Annotated in this window: 23 protein-coding genes and 1 tRNA gene; 5 read left to right on the forward strand and 19 right to left on the reverse strand. The window is 72.5% G+C overall.

Annotated features, from left to right (window positions below):
- The first annotated feature begins 179 nt into the window (after positions 1–179).
- Entirely contained in the window at positions 180–797 is a 618-nt protein-coding gene (locus ACFQ79_RS10975) for a LysE family translocator (protein ID WP_073916102.1), read from the forward strand.
- 47 nt (positions 798–844) lie between these two features.
- Here the strand turns inward: ACFQ79_RS10975 and ACFQ79_RS10980 are convergent, their stop codons facing one another.
- From ACFQ79_RS10980 to ACFQ79_RS11005, 6 genes are all read right to left on the reverse strand, one after another.
- Positions 845–1,372, reverse strand: coding sequence for a YbaK/EbsC family protein (locus ACFQ79_RS10980; protein ID WP_383581359.1), 528 nt, complete (start codon positions 1,370–1,372; stop codon positions 845–847).
- A 27-nt stretch (positions 1,373–1,399) separates the two neighbouring features.
- Positions 1,400–2,488, reverse strand: a complete 1,089-nt coding sequence (locus ACFQ79_RS10985) for a helix-turn-helix domain-containing protein (protein WP_383581361.1) — start codon at positions 2,486–2,488, stop codon at positions 1,400–1,402.
- 173 nt (positions 2,489–2,661) lie between these two features.
- The gene (locus ACFQ79_RS10990; RefSeq protein ID WP_383581364.1) at positions 2,662–3,837 is read right to left on the reverse strand and encodes a serine hydrolase domain-containing protein; all 1,176 of its coding nucleotides are present in this window, start codon (positions 3,835–3,837) and stop codon (positions 2,662–2,664) included.
- A 73-nt stretch (positions 3,838–3,910) separates the two neighbouring features.
- Complete coding sequence (locus tag ACFQ79_RS10995; protein WP_383581366.1) at positions 3,911–4,693, reverse strand: energy-coupling factor ABC transporter ATP-binding protein; 783 nt, start codon at positions 4,691–4,693, stop codon at positions 3,911–3,913.
- The gene (cbiQ, locus tag ACFQ79_RS11000) at positions 4,681–5,442 is read right to left on the reverse strand and encodes a cobalt ECF transporter T component CbiQ (RefSeq protein WP_383581369.1); all 762 of its coding nucleotides are present in this window, start codon (positions 5,440–5,442) and stop codon (positions 4,681–4,683) included. The genes ACFQ79_RS10995 and cbiQ overlap by 13 nt, the downstream gene beginning before the upstream one ends.
- A 1-nt stretch (position 5,443) precedes the next feature.
- A complete protein-coding gene (locus ACFQ79_RS11005) occupies positions 5,444–6,511 on the reverse strand; it encodes an energy-coupling factor ABC transporter permease (protein ID WP_383581372.1) in 1,068 nt (355 codons plus the stop codon).
- 135 nt (positions 6,512–6,646) lie between these two features.
- On the opposite strand from ACFQ79_RS11005, the gene ACFQ79_RS11010 reads away from it, so the two are divergent.
- Entirely contained in the window at positions 6,647–7,057 is a 411-nt protein-coding gene (locus tag ACFQ79_RS11010; protein WP_383581375.1) for an SsgA family sporulation/cell division regulator, read from the forward strand.
- A 26-nt stretch (positions 7,058–7,083) separates the two neighbouring features.
- Here the strand turns inward: ACFQ79_RS11010 and ACFQ79_RS11015 are convergent, their stop codons facing one another.
- Together ACFQ79_RS11015 and ACFQ79_RS11020 are read right to left on the reverse strand one after the other, a co-directional pair.
- Positions 7,084–9,291 carry an MMPL family transporter gene (locus ACFQ79_RS11015; RefSeq protein WP_383581378.1) on the reverse strand — a complete coding sequence of 736 codons (2,208 nt, stop codon included), beginning with the start codon at positions 9,289–9,291 and terminating at the stop codon, positions 7,084–7,086.
- A 111-nt stretch (positions 9,292–9,402) separates the two neighbouring features.
- Positions 9,403–9,975, reverse strand: a complete 573-nt coding sequence (locus tag ACFQ79_RS11020; protein WP_383581381.1) for a TetR/AcrR family transcriptional regulator — start codon at positions 9,973–9,975, stop codon at positions 9,403–9,405.
- A 176-nt stretch (positions 9,976–10,151) separates the two neighbouring features.
- Here ACFQ79_RS11020 and ACFQ79_RS11025 point away from each other — a divergent pair, with 176 nt between their 5' ends.
- Positions 10,152–13,514 carry a S41 family peptidase gene (locus ACFQ79_RS11025; protein WP_383581384.1) on the forward strand — a complete coding sequence of 1,121 codons (3,363 nt, stop codon included), beginning with the start codon at positions 10,152–10,154 and terminating at the stop codon, positions 13,512–13,514.
- Between the two features lie 96 nt (positions 13,515–13,610).
- Here the strand turns inward: ACFQ79_RS11025 and ACFQ79_RS11030 are convergent, their stop codons facing one another.
- The 5 genes from ACFQ79_RS11030 to ACFQ79_RS11050 form a co-directional block, all read right to left on the reverse strand.
- Positions 13,611–14,117, reverse strand: coding sequence for a GNAT family N-acetyltransferase (locus tag ACFQ79_RS11030; RefSeq protein WP_383581387.1), 507 nt, complete (start codon positions 14,115–14,117; stop codon positions 13,611–13,613).
- A 129-nt stretch (positions 14,118–14,246) separates the two neighbouring features.
- The gene (locus ACFQ79_RS11035; RefSeq protein WP_383581390.1) at positions 14,247–14,432 is read right to left on the reverse strand and encodes a hypothetical protein; all 186 of its coding nucleotides are present in this window, start codon (positions 14,430–14,432) and stop codon (positions 14,247–14,249) included.
- 174 nt (positions 14,433–14,606) lie between these two features.
- Positions 14,607–15,497: an SDR family oxidoreductase gene (locus ACFQ79_RS11040; RefSeq protein WP_383581393.1), complete on the reverse strand. Its 891-nt coding sequence runs from the start codon at positions 15,495–15,497 to the stop codon at positions 14,607–14,609.
- Positions 15,494–16,399: an alpha/beta fold hydrolase gene (locus tag ACFQ79_RS11045; protein ID WP_383581395.1), complete on the reverse strand. Its 906-nt coding sequence runs from the start codon at positions 16,397–16,399 to the stop codon at positions 15,494–15,496. Before ACFQ79_RS11045 ends, ACFQ79_RS11040 begins: the two co-directional genes overlap by 4 nt.
- A complete protein-coding gene (locus tag ACFQ79_RS11050) occupies positions 16,396–17,943 on the reverse strand; it encodes a flavin-containing monooxygenase (protein ID WP_383581398.1) in 1,548 nt (515 codons plus the stop codon). The genes ACFQ79_RS11045 and ACFQ79_RS11050 overlap by 4 nt, the downstream gene beginning before the upstream one ends.
- A gap of 308 nt (positions 17,944–18,251) precedes the next feature.
- Here ACFQ79_RS11050 and ACFQ79_RS11055 point away from each other — a divergent pair, with 308 nt between their 5' ends.
- Positions 18,252–18,887 (forward strand): MerR family transcriptional regulator, encoded by a 636-nt coding sequence (locus ACFQ79_RS11055; protein WP_383581536.1) that lies wholly within the window; start codon positions 18,252–18,254, stop codon positions 18,885–18,887.
- A 14-nt stretch (positions 18,888–18,901) separates the two neighbouring features.
- Here ACFQ79_RS11055 and ACFQ79_RS11060 read toward each other — a convergent pair whose 3' ends face one another.
- Complete coding sequence (locus tag ACFQ79_RS11060) at positions 18,902–19,705, reverse strand: exodeoxyribonuclease III (RefSeq protein ID WP_383581401.1); 804 nt, start codon at positions 19,703–19,705, stop codon at positions 18,902–18,904.
- 50 nt (positions 19,706–19,755) lie between these two features.
- On the opposite strand from ACFQ79_RS11060, the gene ACFQ79_RS11065 reads away from it, so the two are divergent.
- Positions 19,756–20,235: a GNAT family N-acetyltransferase gene (locus ACFQ79_RS11065; RefSeq protein ID WP_383581403.1), complete on the forward strand. Its 480-nt coding sequence runs from the start codon at positions 19,756–19,758 to the stop codon at positions 20,233–20,235.
- A 99-nt stretch (positions 20,236–20,334) separates the two neighbouring features.
- On the opposite strand, the gene ACFQ79_RS11070 is transcribed toward ACFQ79_RS11065, so the two are convergent.
- The 5 genes from ACFQ79_RS11070 to moaC form a co-directional block, all read right to left on the reverse strand.
- A tRNA-Ala gene (locus tag ACFQ79_RS11070) sits at positions 20,335–20,408 on the reverse strand.
- A 93-nt stretch (positions 20,409–20,501) separates the two neighbouring features.
- A complete protein-coding gene (gene glpR, locus ACFQ79_RS11075; protein WP_383581405.1) occupies positions 20,502–21,536 on the reverse strand; it encodes a gephyrin-like molybdotransferase receptor GlpR in 1,035 nt (344 codons plus the stop codon).
- A gap of 137 nt (positions 21,537–21,673) precedes the next feature.
- Positions 21,674–22,243, reverse strand: coding sequence for a GNAT family N-acetyltransferase (locus ACFQ79_RS11080; protein WP_266966579.1), 570 nt, complete (start codon positions 22,241–22,243; stop codon positions 21,674–21,676).
- A gap of 38 nt (positions 22,244–22,281) precedes the next feature.
- Positions 22,282–22,887, reverse strand: a complete 606-nt coding sequence (locus ACFQ79_RS11085) for a molybdenum cofactor biosynthesis protein B (protein ID WP_383581407.1) — start codon at positions 22,885–22,887, stop codon at positions 22,282–22,284.
- Positions 22,884–23,369: a cyclic pyranopterin monophosphate synthase MoaC gene (moaC, locus tag ACFQ79_RS11090; RefSeq protein ID WP_055600182.1), complete on the reverse strand. Its 486-nt coding sequence runs from the start codon at positions 23,367–23,369 to the stop codon at positions 22,884–22,886. Before moaC ends, ACFQ79_RS11085 begins: the two co-directional genes overlap by 4 nt.
- Positions 23,370–23,401: the final 32 nt, after the last annotated feature.

The raw sequence follows: 23,401 nt of genomic DNA on the forward strand, positions 1-23,401 counted from the left end.
CCTTCTTTCCTTTCCCCCCCCCCCCCCGGCCCCGGGGGGTGGTGTGTGTAAACACCCCCCCTCCACCCCCGTTTTGGCGGGGGGGGGGGGGGGGGCCACGGGATCCGCGCGGACCCGTGCCCTCCCACCCGCTCACCCCTTGAGTGAGTACGTGAGCGAGAAGGCGGGAAGTCGGGAACATGGGTCAGCTCATCGCCGTGGCGGTCATCACCATTCTGGCTGTCATCAGCCCCGGCGCGGATTTCGCGATGACCGTCCGCAACAGTTATCTGTACGGAAGGACCGCCGGCGTTCTCGCGGCCGTCGGAATTGCGCTCGGTGTTCTCGTCCACGTCACTTACACCATGCTGGGTGTCGGACTTCTGGTCTCCCGGACGCCGATGCTTTTCACGGCGATGAAACTCATCGGCGCCGCCTACCTCGTGTACATCGGCTACAAGACGTTCGTCACCAAGGCCCAGGTGGACATCGACCTTTCGGAGGACGGCGGCCTTTCGAAGGCCGGTGCGCTGCGCACCGGCTTTCTGACGAACGCGCTCAACCCGAAGACGATGCTGTTCGTGCTGAGCACGTACACCCAGGTCGTCAGCGCCGACACCCCCGTCTTCCAGCAGGTCGGCTACGGACTCTTCATGTCCTTCGCCCACCTGGTCTGGTTCGGCCTGGCCGCGGTCCTCTTCTCCAACCAGGCCCTGCGGTCGCGGCTGCTGCAGCGGCAGACCGTGCTCAACAAGGTGATCGGAGCCGTACTGGTCGGACTGGGCATGCTGCTGGCGCTGACGCCCGCCATGGCCTGACCGGCTGACCGGCTGGCCGGCCGGGCCGGCCTGGTGGCTCCCGTGGCTCAGTCCGTCGAGACCCGCTCCACGCGCGGCTCCGCGATCGCCTTGTAGTCCTCCGACGACAGGGCGATCGAGCGGTCGAGCCGCGCGGCGTTGAAGTAGAACTCCCCGTGCGTCAGCAGGTCGGGGTCCACGAGGAGTTCGAGCCGCTCGTCGAAGGCGAACGGCAGGATCGTGCCGCTCGGCGAACCCGCGAGGTCCTCGGCGATCTCCGGGGACGCGAAGGAGACGTACGTGCCGCCGTACAGCGCCTTCACCGCGTTCAGGTCGATCCGCCGGTCGCCGGGGACGACGACCAGCGCGAAGCGCTTCTCCTTCTTGCCGATCTTCACCATGGCGATGATGCACTTGGCCGCCTCGGCGAGCGTGTGGCCCCGCAGCGCGCTGACCGCCTCGGTGCCGCCCTCGGGGGCGTGCTCGATCACCCGGTAGGCGGCTCCGCGCTCGTCCAGCAGGGCGAGCAGCTTCTCGTACGTCCCGTGGTCGGGCGTCACGTCGGTCACGGCGTCGGTCACGGCATCGGCGGTCATGGGGGTTCCTCCTCGGTACGGCATGTTTCAAGTGGTTTCGTACGACGGCGCGTTGACCCTACGCCGGTTGTCCAGGTGTCTGAGCAGCGCGACACCCGAGGCGTCCAGTTCGTACAGCACCCGTACGCCCGCCCGGCGCCGGCGCACCACGCCCGCGGCCACCAGGGACGTGAGGTGCTCGGAGACGGTGCTGGGCGCAAGGCCGAGCATCGCCGCCAGGTCCGAGGTGGTGGTCGGCGCGACGAGGCCGCGGACCACCCCGGCCCGGCTGCGGCCGAGCAGGATCTCGAGCCGGTCTCCGCGCGCGGGCTCGTCGGCCCCCTCGTCGGCCCGTCCGCCCGCACGGCCGCCGGCCCGCCGCCCGGGCCGGATCTCACAGGCCAGGACGGCGGCCCCCTCGGCCTGGTACGACACGGCGGCCACCCCGTTCGGGGCGAAGCCCAGGAGCGACGCCCCCCGGCCGAACACCAGGGGGACGAGGACGATGCGGGAGACGTCCCGCTTCACCGCGATCCGGCCCGGCGGTCCGGCGTGCAGCCGCAGGACGTCGCCGCGCCGTGAGACGGCCCCGTTCAGGGTGCCGAGGAGGCGGTCGGGGCCCTGGGTGGCGAGCACCCGGGCACGGAGCAGGATGTCGTCGTCCGTGACGGTCCGCAGCGGCGCTTCGTAAGGGGCGAGGGCGGCGCGCACATAGCGCGGGAGGAAGGCGCACAGGTCGGCCATCCGCGCCCCGGGGTCCGCGTACAGCGGGCGCACCTCGACGGGGACGCCCTGCGGGAACCACCGGTCCAGCTCCTCACGCACCCGGGCCGGGGACACCTCGCGGAGCAGCGCGATCTCGTCCGCCAGGTCCGGCTGCCGGGCCGAGGACGGGACGGGCAGGAGGAACGACGGCAGGGTGCCGCCGCCGGCCCGGAAGAGGTGGACGAGCCACCCCGGCAGGGTCACGTCGGCCCGCATCAGCGAGCGGCGGGCCGCCCGGCCCCAGTTGGTGTACGGCCAGGGCGCGAGCCCCCGGTAGGCGGACAGCAGCCCGATGCTGCCGAACGTCTCCCACAGCCGGCTGTCGGCGATCCGAAGGGCTCCGGCGTGGGTCCCGTGTTCGGACGTCGTCAACGAAATCTCGATCACATGCGCCCCCGTGCGCCTGGTCCACCGAGCGGTGGAGCGGGCACACGCTAACGCTCGAATGATCACCCACCCGCGCCCCGGAAGCGCAGAATGTCAGGTCGCGCCCGGAGGAATGTCAGGTCGGGGAGATCAGGAACGCCCGGGCGGCCGGGGGCGGTTCACACCGCGCCGTGCACCACCGACCCGACCGCCCTCACCAGCGCCTGCGCCCGCGGGTCGGCCGTCACGGTCTTCCGCATGCCGTTCGTCACGTACCCGAAGGCGAGGCCGGCGTCGGGGTCGGCGAAGCCGAGCGAGCCGCCGCGGCCCGGGTGGCCGTACGACGACGGCCCGAGGAGCGGGGACGCCGGGCCGTGCAGCATGTGGCCGAGGCCGAAGCGCGTGCCGACCAGCAGCACCTTGTCGGCTCCCGCCGACACCTCGGTCCGGGCGAGCGTGAGGGTGTCGGGGGTGAAGAGGCGCTCGGCGCCGTCCACGGGGCCGAGGGTGGCCGCGTAGAAGCGGGAGAGGGCGCGGGCCGTCGCGACCCCGGCGGAGCCGGGCAGTTCGGCGGCCCGGTAGGCCGGGTCGTTCTCGTCGGGCTTGGGGTCGATGACCCCGAAGGCGCGCCGGGTCAGGGAGTCCGGGTCCTGGTACGCCTCGGTGACGGAGCGCTTGGGGCGGAGCTTGAGGGCGCCGCTGCCGGGCGGTTCGATCTCCTCGACGGGGCCGAGGCGGCCGACCCGGTGGGCCTCCGCGTCGGGGAGCCCGATCCACAGGTCGAGGCCGAGGGGGGCGGTGATCTCCTCGGCGACCCAGCGGCCGATGGTGCGGCCGGTGACCCGGTGGACCAGGCCGGAGAGCAGCCAGCTGAAGGTGTGGGCGTGGTAGCCGTGGGCCGTGCCGGGCTCCCAGACGGGGGCCTGGGCGGCTATGGCGCGGGTCGCGGTCTCCAGGTCGACGGCCTCGGCGAGGGTGAGCGGCCGGTCGAGGACGGGGACTCCGGCGCGGTGCGCGAGCAGCTGCCGTACGGTCACGGCCTCCTTGCCCGCCGCCTTGAACTCGGGCCAGTACGCGGCGACCGGGGCGTCCAGGTCGAGCAGACCGCGCTGGTGCAGGAGCAGGGGGACGGCGGCGGCGACGCCCTTGGTGGCCGAGCGGACGACCTGGGCGGTCTCCTCGGTCCAGGGGGTCCCGCCGTCCACATCGCGGGAGCCTGCCCACAGGTCGACGACCTGGCGGCCGTCGTGGTGCACCGCGACGGCCGCGCCGTGCTCGCCCCGCTGCTCGAAGTTCCGCAGGAACGCGTCCCTGACCGGCTCCCAGCCCGCCGCCACCGTGCCCTGGACGTCCACGTCCCCACTCCTCACTCGCCGATCCGACTCTCCATGGTGCAACGCGGCGGGTGAGGGGCGGATTCCGGGGGTCTCAGGCCACCGAGCTCGGCACGAAGCCGAACGGCAGCTCCAGGCGGTGCCCGGCCATCAGCTCCTCGTCGGCGAGGATGTCGCCGGTCCGCCCGTCGGCGGCGATGACGCCCTCGCTGAGGATCACCGCACGCGGGCAGAGCTCCAGGGCGTACGGCAGGTCGTGGGTGACCATGAGCACGGTGACGTCGAGCGAGCGGAGGATGTCGGCGAGCTCGCGGCGCGAGGCCGGGTCCAGGTTGGACGACGGCTCGTCGAGGACGAGGATCTCCGGCTCCATCGCGAGGACCGTCGCGACGGCGACCCGGCGGCGCTGCCCGAACGACAGGTGGTGCGGCGGCCGGTCGGCGTACTCGGCCATCCCGACCCGGTCGAGGGCCCTCCGTACGACGGCATCCAGTGCGGCGCCGCGGAGGCCGGCCGCCGCCGGTCCGAAGGCCACGTCCTCCCGGACGGTCGGCATGAACAGCTGGTCGTCGGGGTCCTGGAAGACGATGCCGACCTTGCGCCGGATCTCGGCGAGGTGCTTCTTGCCGACGGGCAGCCCGGCGACGGTGACGCCGCCCGCGCCGCCGGTGAGGATGCCGTTGAGGTGGAGGACGAGGGTGGTCTTGCCGGCGCCGTTGGGGCCGAGGAGGGCGACCCGCTCGCCGCGCCCGACGGTCAGGTCGACGCCGAAGAGGGCCTGGTGGCCGTCGGGGTAGGCGTAGGCCAGGCCCCGTACCTCGAGCGAGGGGGGCATCGTCGGGGGGACGGGCGTCGAGGGGGCGGTCATAGGGTCCATCCCAGGAGGCAGATCAGAAGTGCGGTGAGCGGGAGCGCCGCCGCGTACGTCCACTGGGCGCGGGTCGCGGTCACCTCGTCGATGACCGGCATGGTGCCCGTGTAGCCACGGCTGACCATGGCGAGGTGGACCCGCTCCCCGCGCTCGTACGAGCGGATGAAGAGCGCGCCCGCCGACTTGGCGAGGACGCCCCAGTGGCGGACGCCCCGCGCCTCGAAGCCGCGCGAGCGGCGGGCGACGGACATCCGGCGCATCTCGTCGGTGATGACGTCGCCGTACCGGATCATGAAGGAGGCGATCTGGACGAGCAGCGGGGGAAGCTTCAGCCGCTGGAGGCCGAGGAGCAGCTCGCGCAGTTCGGTGGTGGAGGCGAGGAGCACGGAGGCGGCGACGCCGAGGGTGCCCTTGGCGAGGACGTTCCAGGCGCCCCACAGGCCGGGGACGCTCAGCGAGACCCCGAGGACCTCTGTCTGCTCGCCGGGGACCACGAAGGGCATGAGCAGTGCGAACGCGACGAACGGCACCTCGATGAGCAGCCGCTTCAGCAGGAAGCCGGCCGGGATGCGGGCCTTCGCCGCCACGACCGCGAGGAGCAGGGCGTAGAGGGCGAAGGCCCAGACGGCCTCGCGGGGCGTCGAGACGACGACCACGACGAAGCCGAGGACCGCGGCCAGCTTGGTGTGCGGGGGCAGCTCGTGGACCGGCGAGTGCGCGTGCCGGTAGAGCTTGTGCGTGTGCCCCGCGGCCATGTCAGACGGTCGTTTCCGCGTGGGTGCGGGGTTCCTCGTGCGGACGGCGGCGGCGGACGAGCCAGAAGGCCCCGGTGCCGACGGCGAGGGTCGCGCCCACGCCGATCGCGCCGGCCAGACCGCCGGAGAGGCGGGCGGTCTCGATGCCCTTGACGCCGTAGTCGGCGAGCGGGGAGTCGGCGGCCGCGTGGTCCTCGACCTTGCTGTCGATGCCCTTGTCGGCGGCGACCTTCTCCAGGCCGTCGGGGCTGGCGGAGGCGTAGAAGGAGACGAAGCCGGCGAGCACGAGCGCGGTGACGAGGCCGCCGATCCACAGCTTCCTCGGGGACCCGGCGGGAGCGGTGGCGGGCTCGGCGGCCGGGGCCGCGTCGACCAGCTCGCCGCCGACGCGCAGCTTGAGCGGGGCGGTCAGGCCGCGGGCGCCGTACACCAGGTCGGGGCGGACGGCGATGACCGCGCCGACGGTCAGCATGGTGATGACGGCCTCGCCGATGCCGATCAGGACGTGGACGCCGACCATGGCGGTGAGGACCTTGGAGACCGGGACGTCGGTGGTGCCGCCGATCGCGTAGAGGGCGGTGAAGGCGGCGGCCGCGGCCGGTACGGAGACGAGCGCGGCGACGAAGGAGGCCGCGGTCACCGAGGCGCGGGTGCGGGGCAGCAGCAGGACGAGGCCGCGGAAGAGCCCGTACGCGACGACGACCGTGACGACGCCCATGACCGTGATGTTCACGCCGAGCGCGGTGAGGCCGCCGTCGGCGAAGAGGATGCCCTGCATGAGCAGGACGACGGCGATGCAGAGGACGCCGGTCCACGGCCCGACGAGGATCGCCGCGAGCGCGCCGCCGAGGAGGTGTCCGCTGGTCCCGGCCGCGACCGGGAAGTTCAGCATCTGGACGGCGAAGATGAAGGCCGCGACGAGCCCGGCGAGCGGGGCGGTCCGCTCTCCCCCGTGCCCTTCTCCGAGCTCCCGCCGTGCCCCGCGCAGGCTCACGGCGACGGCGCCGGCGGCGACGACACCGGCGGCGACCGATACGGGGGCGTTGATGAATCCGTCAGGTACATGCACGCCCTGAATGATGAGCGCTCCTGCAAAGCACTTGCAAGAGCGCACAGGTCACAGAACAGCGGCGCATGGGTCGTGCGCGCGCCGGGAAGGAGTGGGACATTAGTCGATAAGAGGACAAACGGTGAGGAGCCCCCGATGGCTGCCGCAGACGATCGCGCACTCGACCACGAAGCCGCCCACTCAGTCGACCGCGACACCGACCTCGCGGTCGAGGACCACGCCAGGGGACGCATCATCAGCGACGCCCCCCTCTCCCGCCCCGTCCCCGTCGACCTCCGCTACGACCCCGGCTTCTCGCCCGCGACCGTCCGCTTCGTCTTCCCCGGCGACGTCGAGTGGTCCTTCCCCCGCGTCCTCCTGGAGACCGGCCTGCGCGCCCCGACCCGTCGCGGCGACATAGGCGTCTGGCCCTGCGGCCGCGTCCAGACGGTCGTCGAGCTCCACAAGGACGACGGTGTGGTGACGGTCGTCCAGTTCGACACGACGGCGCTGACCCGGTTCCTGAAACACACGTACGCCGCCGGCCCGTCGATGACGACGAGCTGACGGCGCACGCGATCAGGCCGTGAGGATCAGACCTTCACGAGGTCCGGCTTGGAGCCGGACGCCCCGTCCGCGGGCGTGTCCTTGGCGAGCCCCTCGCCCTCCACGTCCACGTTCGGCAGGATCCGGTCCAGCCACTTCGGCAGCCACCAGGCCTTGTGGCCGAGCAGCGCGAGGACGGCCGGGACGATCGCCATACGGACCACGAAGGCGTCGAAGAGGACCGCGACGGCCAGGCCGAAGCCGATCATCTTGATCATCTGGTCCGTCATGCCGATGAAGCCGGAGAAGACCGCGATCATGATCACCGCGGCGGCGGTGACCACCCGGGCACTGTGCTTGAAGCCGGTCACGATCGCCTCGCCGGGCCGCTCCCCGTGGACGTACGCCTCACGCATCCGGGTGACGAGGAAGACCTCGTAGTCCATCGCGAGACCGAAGACGACACCCACCATGAAGATCGGCATCATCGACATGATCGGGCCGGTCTGCTCGACCCCGAAGAGGCTCCCGAGCCAGCCCCACTGGAAGACCGCGACGACGGCGCCGAGGGCCGCGACCACCGAGAGCAGGAAGCCGAGGGCCGCCTTCAGCGGGACGAGGATCGAGCGGAAGACCACGGTCAGGAGCAGGAAGGCCAGGCCGACGACGAGGGCCAGGTACGGCACCAGGGCGTCGTTCATCTTCTGCGAGAAGTCGATGTTCATCGCGGTGGCGCCGGTGACGAGGACGTCGTCGCCGGTGGCGTTCCGGATGTCGTGGACGAGGGCCTCGGTGGCGCCGGAGGACGGGCGGTCCTTCGGGACCACGGTGATCATCGCGGCGTCGCCGGCCTTGTTCGGGGTCGCCGGGGTGACGGCGGCCCAGCCCTCGAGGCCCTTGATGGTGGAGACCGTCTTGTCGGCGGTCGCCTTGTCGCCGTCCACGACGACGAGCAGCGGGCCGTTGAAGCCGGGGCCGAAGCCGTCCGAGAGGGCGTCGTACGCCCGGCGCTCGGTGGTGGAGGTCGGCTTGACGCCGTCGTCCGGGAGGCCCATCTCCAGGGAGGCGGCGGGCAGCGCGATCGCGCCAAGGCCGAGGACGCCGATCAGCAGCACCATGACGGGGCGGCGGATGACGAAGCGGGCCCAGCGGGTGCCGCCGTTCGGCTTCTCGCCCTTGCCTCCGCTCTCGGCACCGGCTGCGGCACCGGCTTCGGCGCCGGCCTTCGCGGCCTTGCGCTGCTTGCGGCCGATGACCTTGTCGCCGGCGAAGCCGAGCATGGCGGGGATCAGGGTGAGCGCGATCAGTACGGCGATCACGACCGTGCCGGCGGCGGCGAAGCCCATCTTCGTCAGCATCGGGATGTTGACGACGGCCAGGCCGACCAGGGCGATGACGACGGTGAGTCCGGCGAAGACGACGGCGGAGCCCGCCGTGCCGACGGCGCGGCCCGCGGCGTCCTCCTTCTCGCGGCCGTCCGCCAGCTCCGCGCGGTAGCGGGAGACGATGAAGAGGGCGTAGTCGATGCCGACCGCGAGGCCGATCATCATCGCGAGGGTGGAGGTGGTGGAGCCGAGGTCGAGGACGCTCGCGAGCGCGGTGATCGACGAGACGCCGATGCCGACGCCGATGATCGCCGTGAGCAGCGGGAGTCCGGCCGCGACGAGCGAACCGAAGGTCAGGACCAGGACGATGCCGGCGATGACGACGCCGACGATCTCGCCCGAGCCGGTCTCCGGCATGGTCTGGAGGGCGTCACCGCCGACCTCGACGGTCAGTCCCTTGCCCTGCGCGTTGTGTCCGGCCTGGGTCAGCGCCTCGCGCGTCTCGTCGGTCAGCTCCATCGCGTTCACCTTGTAGGCGACGGAGACGTAGGCGGTGGAGCCGTTCTGGGAGACGGCCTGCCCGGTGTACGGGTCGGTGACCGAGACGATCTGGTCCGAGCCGGACTTCAGGGCGGCGACGGTCTCCTCGACTACGGCCTTGTGCGCCGGGTCGGTCATCTTCTGGCCCTCGGGGGCCTTGAAGACGACGCGGGCGGTGGCTCCGTCGGCTCCGGCGCCCGGGAAGCGCTCTTCGAGCAGGTCGAAGGCGCGCTGGGCCTCGGTGCCGGGGATCGAGAAGGAGCTGGAGGTCGCGACGGGTGCGGTGGCGGCGCCGATCCCGGCGACCGCCAGGAGGGCCACCCAGAGGAGGGCGACGAGCCGTCGGCGCCGGAAGGCGGAACGGCCCAACTTGTACAGGAACGTGGCCACGGGGGCGTCTCCCAGTGTGGGGTGGGACAGGGCATGGGGAGCCGGCCCGACGGCGGAGCGGTGCGTCGTCAGGGGGTGCGGTACTGCGGGTACTGCGGTGGGGAGGTGGCTCTAGACGCCGAGTGAGGGGAGCACCACGGCGTTGACATAGGTCTTGAGGAAGGCGTGGTCGACCGGCTGGTCGTCGATCAGCGGACGGGCGATGAACGCACCGATCAGCATGTGCGGGAGGAGTTTCAGCGCCGGGTTGTCGGCGTCGACCTCGCCCCTGCGGACCGCTCGGCGCAGCACCTCGTCGAGGCCGTTCATCTCGGGTTCGATGAGCAGCTCGCGCAGCGCCCGGTGCAGGTCGGGGTTGGTGTGGACGGCATGGGCCAGACCCCGCATCAGCGCGGAGTCCCTCTCCATCTGACAGTCGTCGGACCGGTCGACGAGTTCCTGGAAGTCGCCACGCAGTGTGCCGGTGTCGATCTGCGAGAGATCGGCGGGCTTGTTGTCGCGCAGCGCCCTGGCGACCAGCTCGGGCTTGCTCCCCCACTGGCGGTAGAGGGTGGCCTTGCTGGAGTGGGTGCGGGCGGCGACGGCGTCCATGGTGAGGGCGTCGTAGCCGACCTCTCGGAGGAGGTCGAGCACGGCTCCGTACAGCTCGGACTCACGCTCTGGGGTGAGCCTGCTGCGGGCCATGACCGGACTCCTGTCGAACGAAACGGTTTCGTACAGTACGAAGATACCCCCGCCCTCAACGAAACGAAACCGTTTCGTACGTGTCCTGGACCACACCGGAGCCGCGCCACGCCCCTGAAGACGCCCGCAAGCACGTACGAGTTGCCGCACCCCCTTCGCTTGGAAAGCATGAGGAGGTGAGTGACGACGTCGCGTATCTCCGCTTTCCGCACCTCCACGACGACCTGCTGTGCTTCGCCGCCGAGGACGATCTCTGGATCGCCCCGCTCGTCCCCGAGGGCCACCGCCCCGGCCGTGCCTGGCGGCTCACCGTCGACCGGACGCGGGTCGGCCACCCGCGCTTCTCTCCGGACGGCCGGCAGATCGCGTACACGAACTGGCGCAGCCTCGACCCAGAGATCCACCTCGTCCCCGTCGAAGGAGGGTCCGCCCGGCGGCTCACCTACTGGGGCTCGACCGACACCCGCGTCTGCGGCTGGACACCCCCCGACAAGGACGGCCGCTCGGACATCCTCGCCGTCTCCTCGCACGGCCAGCCCTTCTCGTACTTCTCCTGGGCCTACAACGTCCCCACCGACGGCTCCCCCGGCGGCCGCCTCCCCTGGGGCCCGGTCTCCGACATCGCCGTCACCGAACACGACGCCTACGGAAAGGCCGGCAAGGGAACCGACGAGGGCCAGGACACCGAGCGCCGCACCCTCCTCCTCACCGGAAAGCCGCCCCACGAACCGGCCGCCTGGAAGCGCTACCTCGGCGGCGCCACCGGCCGCCTCTGGCTGCACGGCGAGCGGCTGCTCCCCGACATCGGCGGCCACCTCGACTGCCCCATGGCCGTCGACGGCCGGGTCGCGTTCCTCTCCGACCACGAGGGCGTCGGCAACCTCTACTCCTGCCTGCCCGACGGCACCGACCTGCTCCGGCACACCGACCACGACGAGTTCTACGCCCGGCACGCCTCCAGCGACGGACGCCGGGTCGTCTACCAGTGCGCCGGCGACCTGTGGATCGTCGACGCCCTCACCCCCGGCTCCCGCCCCCGGAGACTGGACGTCCGGCTCGGCGGCCAGCACGTCGGCCGGCGCCCGTACCAGGTGCCCGCCGCCCACCACGTCGACGCCGTCTCCGTCGACGAGACCGGCCGGGCCAGCGCCGTCTCCGTGCGCGGCAGCCTCTACTGGCTGACCCACCGCGACGGCCCCGCCCGCACGATCATCGACACCCCCGGCGTCCGTGTCAGGCTCCCCGAGATGCTCGGCAGCGGCGGCCAGGTCGCGTACGTCACCGACGCCGAGGGCGAGGACGCCGTCGAGGTCGCCTATCTGCCGCGCGCCAGCGGCGACCGGCCGCCCCGCCGCCTCGCCTCCGGCGACCTCGGCCGGGTCGAGGAACTGATCGCCGACCCGGACGGCGAGCGGCTCGCGATCGCCTCCCACGACGGCCGGCTGCTCCTCCTCGACGCGACCGAGGACTCCGCGGACACCTCCGGGACGGAGTCCGGGGGAGAAGGGGTCACCGAACTCATCCGGTCCGTCAACGGCCCCGTCCGCGACCTCGCCTTCTCCCCCGACGGCGACTGGCTCACCTGGTCCCACCCGGGCATCGGCCGCTCCCTGCGCTCCATCAAGATGGCCCGGATCTCCGGCCCCGGCGCCCGCACCGTCATCGACGTCACCAACGGGCGCTTCGAGGACGAGAACCCCGTCTTCACCCGGGACGGCCGCTACCTCGCCTTCCTCTCCTGGCGGGGCTTCGACCCGGTGTACGACGTGCACACCGGCGACCTGTCCTTCCCCCTGGGCTGCCGCCCCTACCTGGTCCCGCTCTCCTCCGCGACGCCCTCGCCGTTCGCGCTGCTCCCCGACGGGCGCCCGGCCGCCGGCGGTCTCGACCCGGCCGACGACGACACGGAGGCGACCACCGACGGCACGGTCACCGTCGAGATCGAGGGGCTCGCCGACCGGGTCACGCCCTTCCCGGTCGCCGCCTCCAAGTACTCCGCCCTCCACCCGGTCAGCGGCGGCGGCCTCGTCTGGCTGCGCTGGCCCATCTCGGGCGCGCTCGGCGAGACCTTCGCCAACCCGACCGACACCTCGGGCAAGCCCACCCTGGAGCACTTCTCCATCACCAAGGCCCGCAAGAGCGAACTCGCCAAGGACCTCGACTGGTTCGCGGTCAGCGGCGACGGCACCCGGCTCGTGATCGCCGACGAGGGGGACCTGCGGGCCGTGCCCGCCACCGAGTCCGGGGACGGCGACTCCACCGTCTACCTGGACCTGCGGCGCATCCTCCACGAGGTCGAGCCGGGCGCCGAGTGGCGGCAGGCCTTCGACGAGGCGGGCCGGATCGTCCGCGCCTACTTCTGGGAGCCCGACATGGGCGGGGTCGACTGGACGGCCGTCCTCGACCAGTACCGGCCGCTCGTCGAACGCGTCTCCTCCCCCGACGAGTTCGCCGACCTGCTCCGCGAGGTCCTCGGCGAGCTGGGCACCTCCCACGCGTACGTCACCCCCGCCCGCCGCAACGAGGGACCCCCGCACTACCAGCGGCCCATGGGCCTCCTCGGCGCCAACCTCGTGCCCCGCGAGGCCGGCTGGACGGTGAAGCGCATCCTGCCCGGCGAGTCCTCCGACTCCAAGGCCCGCTCCCCGCTCGCCGGTACGGGCATCCGCGAGGGCGCCGTCCTCACCCATGTCGACGGCCGGCCCGTGGATCCGGTCACCGGCCCGTATCCGCTGCTCTCCGGCACCGGCGGCACCACCGTCGAGCTCACCTTCGTCCCCGCCGAGGGCGAGGGCCGGGCCCGCCGCGTCGCCGTCGTCCCGCTGATCGACGAGCGTCCCCTGCGCTACCAGGACTGGGTGGCCAAACGCCGGGCGGTGGTGCGGGACATCAGCGGCGGCCGCTGCGGCTACCTCCACATCCCCGACATGGGCGGCTCGGGCTGGGCCCAGTTCAACCGCGACCTGCGCATGGAGGTCTCCCGGCCGGCCCTCATCGTCGACGTACGGGGCAACGCCGGCGGCAACATCAGCGAGCTCGTCATGGAGAAACTCACCCGCAGGATCCTCGGCTGGGACCTCACCCGCAACGCCCAGCCCGTGGCGTACGCCTCCAACGCCCCGCGCGGCCCGGTGGTCGCCCTCGCCGACGAGGCCACCTCCTCCGACGGCGACATGATCACCGCCGCGTTCAAGCTCCTCGGCCTGGGACCCGTCGTCGGCCAGCGCACCTGGGGCGGGGTCGTCGGCATGACCGGCCGCCACCGCCTCGGCGACGGCACCCAGATCACGGTCCCGATGAACGCTGCCTGGTTCCCCGAGTACGGCTGGTCCCTGGAGAACCACGGCGTCGAGCCGGACCTCGCCGTCCTGCGCACCCCGCTCGACTGGGCGGAGGGCCGGCACGCCCAGCTCGACGACGCGGTCGAGGTGGCCCTCGCCCTCCTCGCGGAGACCCCGGCGGCGAGCCCCCCGGGCTACGTGGACCTCCCGGACCGGTCCCGCCCGAAACTGCCGCCGCGAGCGACGACCGAGGAGTGACGCCCGCCGGACAGACCGGCGCGCCACTCCCCGGGAGGCGGCTCGCCGATCAGGCCGGATCGGGGCCGCGAGCCCGCCTGACCGGCACGGCACCCCCTAGGCGGCGCTCCGCCCCACGCCGTCGGCCAGGTCCAGCTCGTACGACGTCCCCGCCCGCCCGTCGAGCGTCACGCTCCCGACCGCGCCGAACCCGACGCGCCCCAGCACGACCCTCGACCCGTCGTTGTCGAGGGTCGTGACGGCGGTCAGCCGGCTGAGCCCGTACTCCTCGCGCGCCAGCCGGCACACCTCCCGCACCCCGGCCGTCGCCACGCCCCGCCCGGTCGCCTTCTCGGCCACCCGGTACCCCAGCTCGGCGGTCCCGTCGGCGACGTCGACGAGGTTGAACCGCCCGAGGATCTCGCCGCCCTCCCCCACGAGCACATGGAAGTGGATCCCCCCGGTCTCCTGCTCGTCGAGCAGCGCCCGGTGCCGTTCCTCGAATTCGGTGAAGTACGCGTCCCCGCGGTCGGGCACGGACGCGGCGAAGTACCCCCGGTTCTCCCGCTCGAAGACGAGCAGGGCGGGGGCGTGATCGGATCGCAGTCGCTCAAGTACGGCCATGGGCGCCACCGTACGAAGATCCGGCGCCCGGTGCGTACGACTTTTCGGCCCGTCACGATCGCGCACACGCGGAGGCGCACCCGGCCTACCGGGTGCGCCTCGCTCGACACGGCACGCCAGGAAGGCGTGTCAGGCGTCGTAGTCCTGGTCGAGACGGTCCTGGGCCTCCTGCTGGGCCCTGCGCGTCTCGTCGTCGGGGCGGCCGCGGCCCTGGGAGGCGCGCGAGGAGGCCTCGTCCTTCGCCTTGCCCATGGCCTGCTTGGCCTGCTGCTTCAGCTGCTCCGACTTGTCCTTGAACTGTTCTGCCTTGCCCATGAAGGTTCACTCCTAGACGGGTGAGAGGGGACGGAGGCGATGCGCCTCCTGGGCCTCGACCAGCCTTGCACGAGCGAACATTCCACGCATGTCGATCGGTTACGGACGGCTACCGCGCGGGGAGCCGCCGACGGCCGCCGGCGGGGTCCCCTCCCGCCGCCCGGCCGGAGCCCGTCAGCGCGCCGCCGAGCCGCCCGTCCGCGCCTCCTCGTCGGCGGCGCCGCCGGCGCCCACCAGGCCCTTGGAGACCGAGCCGAGGCGCGGCTCGAAGCGCTTCATCTCGCGCTGCCCGACGGTCGCGATCATCCCCGGCAGGTAGCCGCGGACCGACTGCATCCCGCGCAGCCACCACTGGGCGTAGACGTGCGGGGAGCGCCGCTCGATGCCCGCGACGATCCGGTCGACGGCCGGGCCGAGGGGGTACGTGCGGTTCGCCGGCCACGGCAGCCGCTGGCGCAGCTCGCGCATCACGTCGTCCTCGTCGGCGCCCCGCACCATGTCCGTGTCGGTCCAGGAGAGGTAGCCGACGCCGACCTTCACCCCCTTGTACGCGACCTCGGCGCGCAGGCTGTGCGCGAAGGCCTCGACGCCCGACTTGGAGGCGCAGTACGCCGTCATCATCGGGGCGGGGGTCAGCGCGGCGAGCGAGGCGATCTGGAGGAAGTACCCCCGCGACTCCATGAGGACCGGCAGGAACGCCCGTCCCGTCACCGCGCCGCCGATCAGATTGACCTCGATGACCCGCCGCCAGGCGCCCGGGTCGGACTCGGCGAAGGGGCCGCCCGCCGCGACACCGGCGTTGGCGACGACGATGTCGACCTTCCCGAACCGCTCCTTCACCTCGGCCGCGACCGTGGCCATCGCCTCGTGGTCGGTGACGTCGGCGTGCCACCAGTCGGCCTCGGTGTGCAGCCGCCCGGCGACCTCCTTGAGCTGCTCAGGCTCCAGGCCGACGAGGGCGATCTTCGCGCCGCGCGCGGACAGCTTGCGGGCCAGGAGCTCCCCGACGCCGCGGGCGCCTCCGGTGACGACCGCGACCTGTCCTTCCAGGCTCACCCGGCTCATGCCTTCTCCTTCAGTTCCAGGTACGTGTCGGTCAGTTCGCGGATCCGCGCGGTGACGGCCTCGGGGGCCTCCACGGGTGTCATATGCCCCATTCCCGCCAGTTCGAGCAGGCCCACGCACTGCGGGAGGGCCTCGGCCATGGCACGGGAGTGGACGGGCGGGGTCAGCCGGTCGGCGGTGCCGACGACGACCGCGACGGGCAGGTCGAGCGCCCGCAGACCCACCTCGAGGTCGAGCTCGGAGAGGACCCTGGACCAGCCGACGCGGGCCCCGCGCGGGCAGGCGTGCACGATCCGGGCGCAGGCGTCGACCCGCTCGGGCGCCGAACCGGGGCCCATCGTCGCGTACTTGAGGATCCGCTTCGAGACGGCGTTGACGGGCCCGAGCGGCGCCTTCGCACCGAGGACGCCCCGGGTCAGCCGGGTGCGCCGGTCGCTGGGCCGGCCCGGGACGACGGTCGCCTCCGCGGTGAGCCGCGAGGGCCCGGTGGAGCAGAGCAGCACGGCCGCCGCGTGCTCCCGGAAGCCCGGCCGGTCGGCCGCGGCCATGAGGGTCATGCCGCCCATGGAGTGACCGGCGAGGACGGCCTTCTCGCCGGGGGCGAGGGTGCTCGCGAGGACCGCTTCGAGGTCGTCGGCGAGCGCCCGGGTGGCGTATCCGGAGGGCCCGGCGGGGGCCGGGGACCGGCCGTGGCCGCGCTGGTCGTAGGCGATGACCCGGTGGTCGGCGGCGAGGGCCCGTATCTGCTCGGCCCAGAAGGCGATCGAGCAGGTCCAGCCGTGGGCGAGGACGACGACGGGCGCACCTTCGGGGCCGTACACCTCGACGTGGATCCGGGCACCGTCGGCGGAGACGGCGGTGAGCTCCCGGGGCGAGGTCAGCGAGGTCAGGTGCCGGCTCACTGGGCGGCCTCCTTCTTGCGGGAGGAGGTACGGGGCTTCGCCGCGGCGGTCTCCCCGGCGGCCTTCACGGGCTTGGGGGCGCGGATGACCTCGTACTCGGAGAGGTCGACCTGCCGGGTCTCGCGCCGGAACTCGCCGGTCGTGCCCGGCCACAGCGTGGTGTTGCGCCCGTTGGCGTCGAGGTACCAGCTCTCGCAGCCGCCGGCCTTCCAGACCGTCCGCTCCATCCGGGCCTGGACCTTGCGGTTCCAGGCGCCGACGGCGGAGGGCCGGACGGCGAGGGCGGCGCGCCCGCCCAGGACGTTCAGCTGGCGCAGGTAGTCGGCCATGTAGTTCAGCTGGGACTCGATCATCAGGATCATCGAGGAGTTCCCGAGGCCCGTGTTGGGGCCGATGACCGTCATGAAGTTGGGGAATCCGGCGGCGGTGGCGCCGCGCAGCGCCTCCATGCCGCCCTTCCAGGTCTCGGCGAGCGTCCGGCCCTCGGCGCCGACGACCCGCTCGGCGATCGGCATGTCGGTGACGTGGAAGCCGGTGCCGAAGATGATCGCGTCGACCTCGGTCTCGGTGCCGTCGGCGGCGACCACGGTCGAGCCGCGGACCTCGCGCAGGCCGGAGGCGACGACGTCGACGTTGGGCTGCGCGATCGCCGGGTAGTACGTGCTGGAGAGCAGGATGCGCTTGCAGCCGATGCGGTACGAGGGGGTCAGCTTGGCCCGCAGGACCGGGTCCTTGACGGACTTGGCGATGTTGGCCTTCGCCAGCTTCTCGACGAGTCCGAGCTCGTTCGGGTGCTTGGTGAAGGCGCCGACCTGGAGTTCGCGGATGCCCCAGAGCAGACCGCGGCGCAGGGTGCCGGTGGCGGGCACGGCGCGGTGGAGCCAGCGCTCGGGTCCGGTGATGGCCCGGTCCATGCGGCGCATGACCCACGGGGGCGTGCGCTGGAAGAGGGTCAGCTTCCCGACCTGCGGCTGGATCGCGGGCACGATCTGGATGGCGGAGGCGCCGGTCCCGATCATGGCGACGCGCTTGCCGGTGAGGTCGTAGTCGTGGTCCCAGCGGGCCGAGTGGAAGACCTTGCCGGGGAAGTCGGCGATGCCGGGGATGTCGGGGATCTTGGGGTCGGAGAGCGGCCCGGTCGCGGAGACGACGACCTCGGCGCTGAAGGAGCCCCGGCTGGTCTCGATCTCCCAGCGGAGCGCCTCGGCGTCCCACTCCATCCGGACGACCTCGTGGTTCAGTCGCAGGTGGGGGCGGATGCCGAAGGTGTCGGTGACATGTTCCAGGTACGCCCGGATGTGGCGCTGTCCGGAGAAGGTCCGCGGCCAGTCGGGGTTGGGCGCGAAGGAGAAGGAGTAGAGGTGGGAGGGGACGTCGCAGGCGCAGCCGGGGTAGCTGTTGTCCCGCCAGGTGCCGCCCACGGAGTCGGCCCGCTCCAGGACCACGAAGTCGGTGATCCCCTCGCGGCGCAGCCGGACGGCGGCGCCGAGGCCACCGAATCCCGATCCGATCACCGCCACACGTACCTGCTCGTGCTTCGCCATGCCGCCTCCCGCGTGCCCGGCCAATCACGCCAGCAATCACTGGCACAGTCGGGACTGTAGAGCAGCTCCATACCGAGCGGTAGGGGTCGGACGAGGGAAAGTTACCGGCGGTACAACATAGGCTGGCGTCCGTGGCTGAAGGATCAGGCAGAGGGACAGGCGAAGGATCAGGACCCGACACGGTGACACACGAGGGTGCACGCGAGGACCGGCGGACCGGCACGGGCGGCAGCCCGCACCAGGTCACGCCCGGAACGCCCGGACCCGAGGGCGTGCGCGACGAGCCCGAGGGCGTGCGCGAGTACCGCATGGAGGAGCTGGCCGCCGCCGCCGGCATCACCGTGCGCACCCTGCGCTTCTACCGTGAGCGCGGCCTGATCCCCCCGCCCCGCCGCGAGGGCAGGATCGCCTGGTACGACGAGCACCACCTGGCCCGGCTGCGCACGATCGCCGCCCTCCTGGAGCGCGGCCACACCCTCAACGGCATCGCCGACCTCACCACCGCCTTCGAGAGCGGGCGCAACGTCCGCGAGGTGCTCGCCCTCGGCGCCCCCAGCGAGGAGGAGCCGGTCCGCCTCACCCCCGAGGAGCTCGCCGACCACTTCGCCGGCGAGGTCACCCCGGAGAACCTCGCCGCCGCCCTGGACCTCGGCTACCTCGTCACCGACGGCGAGGAGATCATCCACATCAGCCGCCGGCTGCTCGACGTCTCCGCCGCACTCGTCCGCGAGGGCGTCCCGCTCGCCGAGGTCCTCAAGGCCGGCGCCCGCGTCCGCGAGCACGCCGACGCCCTCGCCGAGCTCTTCACCGACCTGCTGCGCACCCACGCGGCCGAGGACGACCTGTGGCGGCTGCGCCCGCTCGCGAAGAGCGTGGTGGAGGCGGAGCTGTCGATGGCGCTCGACCGCCGCCTGAGCCCGGGAGCCCCACCGCAGGGCCCCTGAGCACCGACGGACTCCTACAGGTCGTAGACGGCGGTCACGGGCGCGTGGTCGCTCCACCGCTCGGCGTGCGTGGCGGCCCGCTCCACGTACGCCTTGACGGCCTTGGCGGCGAGCCCGGGGGTGGCGAGCTGGTAGTCGATGCGCCAGCCGCTGTCGTTGTCGAAGGCGCGGCCGCGGTAGGACCACCAGGAGTAGGGCCCCTCCTGCTCGGGGTGCAGGACGCGCACGACGTCCACGTAGCCCCCGTCACCCTCCTCCAGCACCCTCCCGAACCACTCCCGCTCCTCGGGGAGGAAGCCGGCGTTCTTCTTGTTGGCCTTCCAGTTCTTGAGGTCGGCCTCCTGGTGGGCGATGTTCCAGTCGCCGCAGACGACGACCTCGCGGCCGTCGGCGGCCGACCGCTCCCGGAGCTCCTTCAGGTACGGCAGGAACTCGGCCATGAACCGGTACTTCTCGTCCTGGCGCTCGGTGTCGACCTCACCGGAGGGCAGGTAGAGGCTGGCGACGGTGACGCCGGGCAGGTCGGCCTCGACGTACCGGCCGCTGGTGTCGAACTCGCTCGACCCGAAGCCCACGCGCACCCGGTCGGGCTCGCGGCGCGTGTAGAGGGACACCCCGGCTCGGCCCTTGGCGGCGGCCGGGGCGTGGACGGTGAACCACCCCTCGGGCGCCCGCACCTCCGGCGGCAGCTGCGCCTCCTCGGCGCGCACCTCCTGGAGGCAGACGGCATCGGCGGAGGTCCCGCCGAGCCACTCGACGAACCCCTTCTTGGCGGCGGCACGGAGACCATTGACATTCACGGACGTCACAGTGAGCATCCCGGGAGAATACCGACACCATGCCGTCGCATACATGTACGATACTCCGCATGAACATCCAGCCCACGCCCTACGACCACCCCGACGCCGTCGCGCTCAACGACGCGGTCCAGGCGGAGTACGCCGTCCGCTACGGCGACGAGGGCGACGCCACACCGCTGGACGCCGGGATGTTCGTCCCTCCCCAGGGCCTCTACCTCCTCGCGTACGACCCCGAGGGCAGGCCGGTCGCCACGGGCGGCTGGCGCACCCAGGACAAGAACGACGAGGGCTACGAGAACGGCGACGCCGAACTCAAGCGCATGTACGTGATCCCCGACGCGCGCGGCCTGGGCCTGGCCCGCCGCATCCTCGCCGCCCTGGAATCCGACGCCCGCGAGGCCGGCCGGAGCCGCATGGTCCTGGAAACGGGCACGGCCCAGCCGGAGGCGATATCCCTCTACACGTCGAGCGGCTACGAACCCTGCGCCAAATTCGGCATGTACCGCGACTACGACAACAGCCGCTGCTTCGCCAAGCCCTTGGTCTGAGGACTCCGGGGCGCCCCCAAGAGGGCGCCTCTCCACGCCACTTCCGGAAAAGCGGAAATCCCGCCCGATCTTTCGATCGGACGGGATTCCCGTTGTCTGTGGACCTGTGGGGATTTGAACCCCAGACCCCCTCGATGCGAACGAGGTGCGCTACCAGACTGCGCCACAGGCCCTTGCGACGTGTGAAACATTAGCATCCCGACCGGCTCAGGCAAAAATCCGTTCCCGCGCAGGTCAGCCGGGGGCCGTCGCGGGCCCCTTCGGGGTCATTCGTTGGCCGCCCGGGGGCGGTCGTCGTCCGCGTACTGGTCGAAGAGCGGAGTGCGGCCGTGGTCGCGGTTGCGGCGCGGAGCGGCGGTGCGCTGACGCGGGGCCGGCGACGGGGCGGGGGCCGGGTCGGCCGCCGTCGAGGAGCGGGCCGCGCTCCAGGTCTCCGGGTCCGTGATGTCGATGCCGCTCGTGGCGCGCGGGGCGACCGGGGCGGTGACGTAGGTGGGGAGCGGGACCGGGACCGGGTCCCAGCTGTCTCCGCGGGCCGGGCCGCGGTCGCGCTGCTGGTCGACCCACTCCGCGTGGTCGGTCTGCTCGACCAGGGCGCGCCGGTCCGCCTCCTGCGGGGAGGGGCCCGGGGCGGACTCGGGCGACGGCTCGGGCGTGGGCGTCGGGCGTCGGCTCTCGCGCAGCCGCGCCGCCGCGGCCTCCGCGCGCCGCCGGTCCATCACGTACACGAAGCGGCGGCGTTCCTGGATCCGCAGGTGCACGATGTACGCGCTGAGGAGCAGCGCGGGCACGGCCGGCACCCACAGGAAGGCGATCCCGCCGACGGCGGCGACGACCGCGCCGAGGGTGAAGCCGGCGAAGAGCAGCGTCGTGGTGCGGCGGCGGCGGGCGAGGACCTTGCCGCGGCGGGCGCGCTCGGCCGCCGCGCCCGTGGCGGGGCGGGGCGGGGCGGGGCTCGGGGCGGGTTGCGGCGCCGGCTCCCGCTCGGGGAGTTCCAGGCGCGCTTCCGTTCTGGCCGCGGGCGCGGAGAACGCCCGGACGTCGACCGAGCTCAGATGCTCGGTTTCCGCGTCCGGGTCCACGTCGGGCGTCGGGCCCTCCGCCGTACGGTCCCGCTGCTTGAGCTCCTTGGCATATCGGCGCTCCATGCCCGCCCGTCCGGAAAGCAGCCGGATGGCGGTGCTGAAGCGTTCCGTCGGACGGGCTTCGTTCAGCTCGTCCTGCCTGCGGAGCCACATCGGTACCAAGTAGGCGGCCCAGGCCCCGACGATGACTGCGTAGATGAGGCCGCTGCTGCTCACGCCTCACACGGTAGAGGGGTTCGCGCGACGGCATCGGCCAATTGGCCCGGTGTGTCGCACGATCTGGCTGATATCACTGAACTTTTTTGTGATTGTTCAGATCGATTGACTGCCAACTACCGATTGAATTCGAACACTTATTTTATTCTCGCCTGATGCCAGCGGCGCAGCAGCCCCTCCGGAACCTCCTCCGCCGTCAGCGCGAAGACCAGATGGTCCCGCCACGCGCCGTCGATGTGGAGGTAGCGGGGCCGCAACCCCTCCTCGCGGAACCCCAGTTTCTCGACGACCCGCCGCGACGGCCCGTTCTCCGGACGGATGCACACCTCCATCCGGTGCAGACCGACCGAGCGGAAGCAGTGATCGACCGCCAGCGCGACCGCCGTCGGCATGACACCGCGTCCGGCCACCTCGCTGTCCACCCAGTAGCCCACGTGCCCGGAGCACATCGAGCCCCAGGTGATGCCCGCGACGGTCAACTGCCCGACCAGCCTGCCCCGGTACTCGATCACGAACGGCAGCATCCGTCCGGCGTTCGCCTCCGACCGCAGATGGCGGACCATCTGACGGTACGTCGGCCGCTGGGCCACCGGCCCGCCCGGAGGCGGCGGCGGAACCGTCGCCTCCCAGGGCCGCAGCCACTCCCGGTTGCGCCGGTTCACCTCGCGCCAGGCCGCGTGGTCCCGCATCTTTATCGGGCGGAGCATCACCTCGCCGTCCACGAGGACGACCGGCCAGGTCGGGATCACGACGGTCTCGGGTGGTCGCCGCCGCGGATCTGGTCGACGGCGTGCCGCAGGACCGGCTCCAGGACGGTCAGCCCGTCCCGTACGCCCCCGGAGGACCCCGGCAGGTTCACGATCAGCGTGCCGCCCGCGACCCCCGCGAGGCCCCGCGAGAGCGCCGCCGTCGGCACCTTCTCCCGGCCGTAGGCCCGGATCGCCTCGGGGATCCCCGGGATCTCCCGCTCCAGGACCCGGCGGGTCACCTCGGGCGTCTCGTCGGTGGGCGAGATGCCCGTACCGCCGGTGGTCACGATCGCGTCGTACCCCGCGGCGATCCCGGCCCGCAGCGCCGCCTCGACCGGCGCCCCGTCCGGAACGACCTGCGGGCCCTCCACGGTGAAGCCCATCCGGGCGAGGGCCTCGGCGATCAGCGGACCGCCCTTGTCCTCGTAGACCCCGGCGGCCGCCCGGTTCGAGGCCGTGACGACCAGGGCGGAGTAGGCCGCCCCGCCCGCCGCGTCCGCCGACGGGGCCTCGGCCCCGCGCGCCTCGTGTCCCGCGTGCGCCTCGTGTCCCGCGTGCTCCTCGTGCTCGTGCACGCCCGACACCCGGCCCCCGCGCGTCACGACTCGCTCCGCGTCCAGTGACCCGACTTCCCGCCCGTCTTCTCCTCCACCCGTACGTCGGAGATGACCGCGCCCTTGTCGACCGCCTTCACCATGTCGACCACCGTCAGGGCCGCCACCGAGACCGCCGTCAGGGCCTCCATCTCGACGCCCGTCCGGTCCGTGGTCTTCACCGTCGCCAGGATCTCGACCGCGTCGTCGGTGACCGCCAGGTCCAGGGTCACGCCCGACACGGCCAGCGGATGGCAGAGCGGGATGAGGTCCGGGGTCTTCTTCGCGCCCATGATCCCGGCGATCCGGGCCGTGGCGAGCGCGTCGCCCTTCGGGACGCCCTCGCCGCGCAGCAGCTCGATCACGCGCGGCGAGACGAGAACCCGCCCGCTGGCGCGCGCCGTGCGGGACGTGACGTCCTTCGCCGATACGTCGACCATGCGGGCCGCGCCCGCCTCGTCGATGTGGGTGAGACCTTGCTGCGTGCTCATCGCCGTGACACTCCCGGTCGCTGTGTGGGACG

The sequence above is a fragment of the Streptomyces sp. NPDC056480 genome (genome assembly GCF_042795405.1).
Lineage (GTDB): Bacteria > Actinomycetota > Actinomycetes > Streptomycetales > Streptomycetaceae > Streptomyces.